Source organism: Streptomyces katrae (genome assembly GCF_000966975.1).
Taxonomy (GTDB): Bacteria; Actinomycetota; Actinomycetes; order Streptomycetales; family Streptomycetaceae; genus Streptomyces; species Streptomyces katrae.
Genome location: NZ_JZWV01000459.1, coordinates 1 through 1,269, shown reverse-complemented (window position 1 = coordinate 1,269; position 1,269 = coordinate 1). Strand labels below are relative to the sequence as shown.

The window sequence follows — 1,269 nt, the reverse complement described above, 5'->3', positions numbered from 1 at the left end:
GCCGCCCGGCGGCCGCCGGGCCACCCGCGCGGGACACCGGCCGGAGCCGTACGGGATACTGTCCGCATGCGGATCTCAGCCAGGGCGGACTACGCGGTACGTGCCGCACTGCAGCTCGCCGCAGCGCAGGACGAAGGGCCGCTGAAGGCCGAGGCCATCGCCGAGGCCCAGGACATCCCGCACAAGTTCCTCGAGGGCATCCTGAACGACATGCGCCGGGGCGGTCTCGTGCTCAGCCGGCGCGGTGGCAACGGCGGCTACCGGCTGGCCAGGCCGGCCGCGTCCATCAGCATCGCCGACGTGATCCGCGTCGTGGACGGCCCGCTGGTCTCGGTTCGCGGGGTCCGCCCGCCGGACCTCTCCTACAGCGGTCCCGCCGAGTCCCTGCTCCCCCTGTGGATCGCCCTGCGGGCGAACGTCCGCGAGATCCTCGACGGTGTGTCGCTCGCCGACGTCGCCTCCTGCGACCTGCCCGCCGGGGTGTCCGCGCTGGCCCATACCCCGGGCGCCTGGACCAACCCCTGACACCCGGCACCACCTGCGCGTTCTCAGTCGGCGAGACGCTGGCGTCCAGCATGCGGTCACCCTCTTGGGGCGGGTACCCCGGTCTGCCAATATGCCTACCAACCAGGTGGGAAAACTAGGGATCCAGGGAGGCGACCATGCGCACTGAGCACCGTGCGGGCCGTGCTCCGTCCCTGATCTCCCGCCGGCACATCGATCTGGTCCGCACGTCCAGCGCCATCTGTCGGCCTTCCTGACACCGCTCGCCGTGTCCGGCCCCCGGGCCGGACACGTGGCGGGCACCGGGCCGTCCGCTCGCCGCGGCGGGGGCCCCGCCCTCCCGGCCGCCCGACGGCCCGCCGGTCCCCACGCACCACCGCGACCCCGCCGGCGAGGGCCGGGCACCGGCGCGTGCGACCCACAACCTCGCGACGTCCTCCCCGCACGTCCGCACGTCCCCGCAACAGCCCCATCCCCTGAAAGGACACCTCCGTGTCTGCCGCAAGATCGCTCACCGCCCTTCGCGCCATCGCCGTCACCGCCGCACTCCCCCTGCTGCTCACCGCCTGCGGCTACGGTTCCGAGGCGAAGAAGGAGGAGCCGAAGGCGGCCGGCGCCACCGCCGAGGACGCCAAGAAGCTGTCGGCGTCGGAGGTCCGCATCGGGTACTTCCCGAACCTGACCCACGCCACCGCCCTGGTGGGCCTCCAGGAAGGCCTCATCGCCAAGGAGCTCGGCGCCACCCAGATCAAGCCGCAGACCTTC

General features: G+C 73.1%; 2 protein-coding genes and 1 pseudogene. All 3 read left to right on the top strand.

What is annotated here, in order from left to right:
* The first annotated feature begins 66 nt into the window (after positions 1-66).
* On the top strand, positions 67-525 hold the full coding sequence (locus tag VR44_RS17250) for an RrF2 family transcriptional regulator (protein ID WP_045948403.1): 459 nt from the start codon (positions 67-69) through the stop codon (positions 523-525).
* Between the two features lie 137 nt (positions 526-662).
* On the top strand, positions 663-761 hold the full coding sequence (locus VR44_RS49155; protein ID WP_384760235.1) for a putative leader peptide: 99 nt from the start codon (positions 663-665) through the stop codon (positions 759-761).
* 235 nt (positions 762-996) lie between these two features.
* A pseudogene (locus VR44_RS17245) lies at positions 997-1,269 on the top strand (sulfate ABC transporter substrate-binding protein); the annotation flags it as partial.